The sequence below is a fragment of the Vibrio nigripulchritudo ATCC 27043 genome (assembly GCF_000222685.1).
In the GTDB taxonomy this organism is placed as follows: Bacteria; Pseudomonadota; Gammaproteobacteria; order Enterobacterales; family Vibrionaceae; genus Vibrio; species Vibrio nigripulchritudo.
Genome location: NZ_AFWJ01000105.1, coordinates 1 through 7,072, shown reverse-complemented (window position 1 = coordinate 7,072; position 7,072 = coordinate 1). Strand labels below are relative to the sequence as shown.

At 48.0% G+C, this 7,072-nt stretch carries 8 protein-coding genes; 6 read left to right on the top strand and 2 right to left on the bottom strand.

Annotated features, from left to right (window positions below; all coding sequences use genetic code 11):
* The 4 genes from RH89_RS29900 to RH89_RS30345 form a co-directional block, all read left to right on the top strand.
* A partial coding sequence (locus RH89_RS29900; RefSeq protein WP_004401654.1) for a hypothetical protein occupies positions 1 to 314 on the top strand: 314 nt, incomplete at its 5' end.
* Complete coding sequence (cbiB, locus tag RH89_RS10315; RefSeq protein WP_050811519.1) at positions 311 to 1,264, top strand: adenosylcobinamide-phosphate synthase CbiB; 954 nt, start codon at positions 311 to 313, stop codon at positions 1,262 to 1,264. The genes RH89_RS29900 and cbiB, both read left to right, overlap by 4 nt.
* Positions 1,261 to 2,127, top strand: coding sequence for an aminotransferase class I/II-fold pyridoxal phosphate-dependent enzyme (locus RH89_RS10310; RefSeq protein WP_004401651.1), 867 nt, complete (start codon positions 1,261 to 1,263; stop codon positions 2,125 to 2,127). Before cbiB ends, RH89_RS10310 begins: the two co-directional genes overlap by 4 nt.
* Positions 2,124 to 2,279, top strand: a complete 156-nt coding sequence (locus RH89_RS30345) for a hypothetical protein (protein WP_004401650.1) — start codon at positions 2,124 to 2,126, stop codon at positions 2,277 to 2,279. The genes RH89_RS10310 and RH89_RS30345 overlap by 4 nt, the downstream gene beginning before the upstream one ends.
* An 11-nt stretch (positions 2,280 to 2,290) precedes the next feature.
* Here the strand turns inward: RH89_RS30345 and RH89_RS10305 are convergent, their stop codons facing one another.
* Positions 2,291 to 3,541 (bottom strand): DEAD/DEAH box helicase, encoded by a 1,251-nt coding sequence (locus tag RH89_RS10305; RefSeq protein WP_004401649.1) that lies wholly within the window; start codon positions 3,539 to 3,541, stop codon positions 2,291 to 2,293.
* Between the two features lie 83 nt (positions 3,542 to 3,624).
* Complete coding sequence (locus RH89_RS10300) at positions 3,625 to 4,572, bottom strand: LysR substrate-binding domain-containing protein (protein ID WP_004401648.1); 948 nt, start codon at positions 4,570 to 4,572, stop codon at positions 3,625 to 3,627.
* A gap of 209 nt (positions 4,573 to 4,781) precedes the next feature.
* On the opposite strand from RH89_RS10300, the gene RH89_RS10295 reads away from it, so the two are divergent.
* On the top strand, positions 4,782 to 6,155 hold the full coding sequence (locus RH89_RS10295) for an MmgE/PrpD family protein (protein ID WP_004401647.1): 1,374 nt from the start codon (positions 4,782 to 4,784) through the stop codon (positions 6,153 to 6,155).
* 19 nt (positions 6,156 to 6,174) lie between these two features.
* A complete protein-coding gene (locus RH89_RS10290) occupies positions 6,175 to 7,008 on the top strand; it encodes a phosphosulfolactate synthase (protein ID WP_004401646.1) in 834 nt (277 codons plus the stop codon).
* The last annotated feature ends 64 nt before the right edge of the window (positions 7,009 to 7,072 follow it).

The following is a 7,072-nucleotide window of genomic DNA, read 5'->3' as shown; positions in this document are numbered from 1 at the left end:
ATGGTGAGTTTCAGGGCAAACTGATAGGTGATCTACCCCCATCTTTATTTCACCAAACTATGGAATCGGACAGCCAGTATCTGGATAGAATTCAATCTGTTATGTCAGACATTGCTAAAAGAAAAAGCTCTTACCCTACAGTGATGGTTGGTCATGGTGAATGGATAGGTACTTACCTAAAGCACTATACCCACCAAGCTACATTTGAAATCCCCAAAAATGGACAAAGTGTTTTTGTCCGAGAGCGCTCTTTTATCAAAGAAAGCTGTTTTATCCGAGAGAAAGAAGATTCTGAAAACGAAGGTGTGCAATGATGGAGTGGCTAATCAGCCTATTGTTGAGCGTTCCGTTTTCCATTTGTCTGGCGTTGCTATTGGATGCGTGGTTAGGTGAGCCGAAAAAATTGCACCCTTTGATAGGTTTCGGAAATGCAGCGAACTGGGTGGAACACAAACTTAACCAAAACGGGGCTTCACGAGCTTCTGGGTTACTTGCATGGCACATTATGGTACTGCCTTTGGTGCTGGTGATTGGGGCATTGTCTGTATGGCTTGCCAGTGTTTCAGGCTACGCCTTGTTTGCTTTGAACGTTGTGACTCTTTACGTATGTGTCGGGCAAAAAAGCCTGATTCAGCATGCAGATTGGATCTTCCAGCCTTTAAAACACGGTGATACGGAAGGGGCAAGAGAAAAAGTAGGCTGGATTGTCAGCCGAGAAACCAGCGAGATGACGGAATATCAAATCACCTCGGCAACCGTCGAATCTGTTCTTGAAAATGGCAATGATGCGGTGTTTGGCGCACTGTTCTGGTTTGCAATATTAGGCGCACCCGGTGCCGTTTTGTTCCGCGCCGCCAATACCCTAGATGCCATGTGGGGCTATAAAAATCCGCGTTATAAGGAATTTGGTTTTGTCGCCGCTAGGCTGGATGATGCAATGGGTTATATTCCTGCTCGTTTAACTGCCCTGAGCTATGCCCTTTTAGGAAACACGTCAATCGCACTTCGCTGCTGGAAACAGCAAGCTTCGGCTTGTTCTAGCCCTAATGGTGGTCCTGTGATGACTGCTGGGGCTGGTGCACTCAACATTACGATTGGTGGTCCTGCGGTTTATCATGGCAAGCTTCAGGATAAGATCTTTATGGGCGAAGGGGACAAAGCCACGGCGGAAGATATCCCAAGAGCATGCAAGCTTATTGTTCGAACTAGCGTACTGTGGTGCGGGTTGATGTTGGTTGTAAGTGCAGTAGGAGTGCTATTTTGATTCATCACGGTGGAAAGCTGCTGGAAATGGCAGATAAATATGGCATTCCTTCCGAAGAGTGGCTTGACCTTTCAACTGGGATAAGCCCCTTCACCTATCCTGTAGGCGACATTCCCAATGCTGTCTGGAACAGGCTGCCAGAAGAACAGGATGGGCTGCTGGAAGCTGCCCAAGCTTACTATGGCTCTATGTCTTGTCTGCCGATAGCCGGAAGTCAGGCAGGTATTCAGACCGTGCCTCAGATTCTGGCTGCCAATCACCCTAGATCAGAGCCGCTCACCGTGCTACTGCCCGCAGTGGGGTACAAAGAACATCAACATGCATGGCAACAGCTCGAAAAGGCAGGTCGAGTTAGCATCGAGTTTTACCGCAATGAACCAACAAGGCTTCAGATAAAAAGTGCAGACGTGTTGGTGATCATCAACCCCAACAATCCAAGCACTGTTAAATTCGGTTCTGAAACGCTAAAGCAATGGCTCACAGACATGCCAGATAACTCAACTCTGATTGTTGATGAAGCGTTCATGGACATCACTCAGGAGCAATCCATACTGCGTTTTTACCCGCAAAGTGTGCCAGATAACCTTATGGTGTTTCGTTCCCTTGGCAAGTTTTTTGGTTTAGCGGGGCTTAGGGTTGGGTTTCTGTTTGCGAGCGAATCAAATATCCGCTCTGTGCAAGAATTACTGGGACCTTGGGCGGTCTCTAACCCAGCTCGGTTTGCAGCAAAAAAGGCGCTTTTGGGTTTGGAATGGCAAGCTGAAAACCGAACTCGATTGCTTGAAATGGGAAAGCGCATGAAATCGCTACTCGACCAGATTTTGACAGCGTTGACGGACACACCCTGTTTTACACCACCATGAATGATCGTGCACCAGAACTGTTTGAAAGACTAGCCGAGCAAGGGGTGTTGGTCAGATTATGCGATGAGAAAAATGCACTGCGCTTTGGTCTGCCACTGCAAGAAGCACAGTGGCAGAGATTAGAGAAGGTATTGGAATGCGTAATTGAATAGTGAAGCGGGCGCTAAGACTTGTTCGCCGGTTTGCGGCGCGGTCTTCGGTTACTCTTCTTTTGGTCATCGCCATCTTTTGGATTACGGCGGTTCTTTGGCACGTAATTCAAGATAGAAATCGGCACTTCTTTCTTTGGCTGAAACCCTTCAACCTCTTTACGCACAATCAATTCGCCAATCAGGCTTTCGATCATGCAAAGGTTTTTGAAGTTGTCTTTCGAGACAAAAGAAATGGCTTCGCCAGACTTGCCTGCACGACCCGTACGACCAATGCGGTGAACGTATTCGTCTGGCGGGAACGGTAAATCGTAGTTCACAACGCGGTTTAGCTCGGCGATGTCGATACCACGCGCTGCAACCCCTGTTGCCACCAGGTATTTCAGTTTGCCAGTTTTAAAATCTTCCAGTAACTGGGCGCGCGCTCCCTGGCTTCGTCCACTGTGGAAGGCTTCGGCTTTGATGCCGCGTTTTTCCAACTGCGTCACCAGTTTGGCTGCGCCGTGTTTGGTCTCTATGAAGATCAGCGTCTGACCCCAGTTATTTTCCGTGATCAAATGGCTAAGCAGGGCGGATTTCTTGTCTTTATCAACGGTAACCAACCATTGGTCAATCTTAGGCTTCTCCGCATTTTGCAGGTGAAGCGAAATTTCAACCGGATCAGGCACCGCAGTCTTAGCCAGCTCACGAACCTTGCGCGATAAAGTGGCAGAGAACAGCAGGTTTTGCACATCTTCAGGCAATCGCTCGACAATCTTATTGATGTCTTCGATAAAACCCATGTCGAGCATTTTATCGGCTTCATCCAGAACCAAGATCTCTGCTTCGTCGAATCGCACCGCGCGCTGGGTGAAAAGATCCAATAAACGACCCGGTGTCGCCACCAGAATGTCGATGCCCTCAATCAGCTTTTTCTTTTGCGGACCATCATCCACACCACCGTAGATCGCCAGCGATTTTAAGTTAAGGTGCTTAGCATAGGCTTTGATGCTTTTGTCTACCTGAACCGCCAGCTCGCGAGTAGGCGCAAGAATCAGCGCACGAAAACGCTTTTTCTTTTGAGTTTCAGACTGGCTCAGTGTTTCCAAAATCGGCAGGACAAAACTGGCGGTTTTACCGCTGCCCGTTTGTGCCGCTGCAATGATGTTTTTACCCTTTAACGCCACCGGAATGGCTTGTTCCTGAATAGGGGTTGGCGTTTCGTATCCCAATTCAGAAATGGCTTGGGTGATAGGGCGGCTAAGACCGAGTTTGGAAAATGGCATGTGAAAATCCAATTGAGTTGAAGCACACGTCAACAAAATTAACGCGTCAGAATGGCGCGGAGTCTAACACGAACTCGCTAAGGTTAGCTATTCACGACTCTCTTTGGGAACAGGTCAAGTTGGTCTGTTTGCTTCATGCCTAACTCAAAGGCTTGTCTCACACTCTTGTTGAGGCTGGAGAGGACATCACGTTTCTGGAATCCACGTCGGGTTGCCAGAACAATTTTCCGTTTGGGAAGGGGCTGAAGTACATCTCTGACGTAGCGGCGACGGCGTTGCCCCATGTAAAGGGAGGCAAGGCGGGGAATCAATGTGATGCCTTTGCCCAATTCAACAAATCGTCGCATGGTTTCGAGGGAACCGGATTCCATGATCAGGTTCGCGGTGTCCATGTTCATCAAAGGGTTACAAGACCCAAGTTGAGAGCCGATTTGTTCAATAACATCAGACGCCAGATGAAGCCCATGTTTAATGGCAATATTCATGTCCACACTGGCTTCACCAAATAGAGGGTTGTCTTCAGAAACATAGGCGACATAGGGTTCGTCGCCTACCTTAAACTGATAAAACGCGTTTTCCTTTTCTGGAAGACAACAGATGGCTGCATCAATATCCTCATTAAGCAATGCCTGGGTAATCGCACCAACGGGCATTTCACGGATGTGGATATTGAGTTTGGGGTGAGTATTGCCAAAATCCGGAAGAAATAACGGCAGCAAGTAAGGTGCAATACTCGGGCAGATTCCTAATATACATTCGCCTGAAAGGTCGTTTTGTTCGGATTCTGCCAAAATCTGGAATCGGGAAACCTCTTTTAAGATACACCTTGCCTGCTCAATAAGCTTTACGCCTTTTCTCGTTGGGACGACGGGTGTTCTTGTCCGGTCAAAGATCATCACGTCCAATTTGTGTTCCAGCTTCTGAATCTCTTTGCTCAGTGTGGGCTGGGCTACGTGGCACAGCTTTGCTGCTCTGGCAAAGTTACGTTCAGAGTCAACAGAGACGATGTATTTCAGTTGTGACACGTTCATAAATCAAATGCAATTGATAATCATTATCATTTGAGTCTATGCATTTTTTCTTCGAGGTCAACTGTTTTGTTTAATAAATGCACAAAAAAGAATTGGTTAGTTATTTATAGCCTTTAGCTATGAGCTCTATAGCTAAAGGGATTTAGCGAGCTTTGATGTTCTGCTTCATGCTTGGTGACCGAAAGGAATCGAGTTTAAGGAGAATACCTATGGCTTTAGTGAATGAACTCGCCTCATACGTTGAAAATGCAAGCTTTGACCAGCTTTCCGACGATGCGAAACGCGAGTTAAAAATACGTCTATTAGACAGTTTAAGCTGTGCTATCGGGGCACTGGAAGGTGCACCCATCCGAAGAATTAAAGAACAAATTGACGAGTTTGGCGGAGCGCCTTTGGTCACGCTTATTGGAGGAGGGAAAACCTCTCCCGACCGAGCGGCACTCTACAACTCCGCCTTGGTTCGCTATCTGGACTACAACGACAGCTATCTGGCTAAAAAAGAAACCTGTCATCCTTCTGACAACATTGGAAGTGTGCTGGCAGCCACGGAGTACGCGAAAGGGCATGGTCGCGATTTCCTGACGGCGCTTGGTGTGGCTTATCAGGTTCAATGCCGTCTGTCGGATGTCGCGCCTGTCCGCCATAAAGGTTTCGATCATACCGTTCAGGGGTCATACGGTGCCGCTGCTGGCGCTGCAAAAGCATTGAACCTGAATGCGGAACAAATCGCGAATGCAGTCAGCATTTCAGCGACCGCGTACAACGCACTTCGCGTTACCCGAACAGGCAACCTTTCGAACTGGAAAGGGCTTGCGTTCCCCTCTACGGGGTGGACTTCTACTCACTCAGCATTTCTGGCGATGCGCGGTATTACTGGTCCGGAAGAAGTTTTTGAAGGCAATAAAGGGTTTATCGATGCAATTGCTGGAGATTTCCAAATCCACTGGGCTGATGAGAATCTTGAAAAAGTCACCGATACCATCATCAAGAAATACAACGCCGAAATTCACTCTCAGTCGACTCTTGAAGGTCTGATTGAGTGGCGAAACGAGCATAACATCGACCCAGCCCGAATCCGTTCAATCGAGCTAGAAACGTTTGATGTGGCTTATCACATTATCGGTGGTGGTGAAGAGGGCGGCAAAAAGCTGATTCGAACCAAAGAAGAAGCCGATCACAGCCTGCCGTATATGATGGCGGTCGCCATATTGGATGGACAGGTACTGCCTGCTCAGTACAAGCCAGAAAGAATCGAAAAGCCTGACGTTCAGGAACTGTTGCAAAAAGTGCATGTGAGTGAAAACCCAGACTACAGCGCAAGGTTCCCGGCACAAGAAGCCATCTCAGTTTGCATCACCTTAGACGATGGCACTCAGTTCGATGTTGCAAAAGTCGACTACGAGGGTTTCCACACTTGCCCTGCAAGCTGGGGATTCATCCGAGAAAAATTCGACAGCCTGGCATCCCCGTTTGCTGACACGCAGCTACGACAAAACATTTTTGAAGTCGTCTCTTCATTAGAAGACTTCTCCATCTCTGAATTAACACAACTGTTGGCTCAAGTCCGCCGCGTGGCGGATTGATACAAAAAGGAACTTAAACATGACTGATATTAAAACCCATGGCGTTGGATTTAACTTTCTACAGCGCAATAAACGACCTGAAAAACCGCGCACAGTAGGGTTGACTGAAATACGCGCAGCGTACTATTCCAACTTTGGCCTGAATTATTTCAAAGACATCTTAGAAGCCTCAGGCAACTATGTGGATTCGATTAAGTTTGCCGGTGGGTCGTTCACCTTTATGAATCCGAAAAAGATCCGTGAGATTAACGATCTTGCCCACGATTATGGGGTGCAGGTTTCTACGGGCGGCTTCATTGAATATGTGATTCGCTATGGTCGTGATGCCGTACAGAAGTATGTGCAGGAAACCAAAGAGCTGGGCTTTGACATTATCGAAATCTCAACAGGTTTTATCTCCCTGCCGACTGAAGATTGGCAGCGAGTGATTGAAGATGTCCAGAAAGCGGGGCTGAAAGCCAAGCCTGAAATAGGCATTCAGTTTGGTGCGGGTGGCGACACCGAGCAGGCGGGTCTGGAAAGTGAGGGCATACAGGATACCGGCTTTGCGGTAGAGCAAGCCAAGCGCTTCCTGGATGCAGGGGCTTACATCATCATGATCGAATCTGAGGGCATCACAGAAAATGCGGATCCGTGGCGTGTGGATGTACCGGCACAGTTCATCAATCAGGTTGGGTTAGAGAACCTGATGTTTGAAGCCGCCGATCCGAAAGTGTTTGAGTGGTACATCAAGAACTACGGCATCGACGTGAACCTGTTTGTGGATCACAGCCAGTTGGTTCAGCTTGAATGTTACCGTCAGGGTATTTGGGGAACCAACTCTGTCTGGGGACGCATCAGTAGCTACCGATAGATAGGTACAGAACGGGAAAAACTATCTTTGTTTGGACTTTATGGCGAGAGAGTCGTCCGCTCCA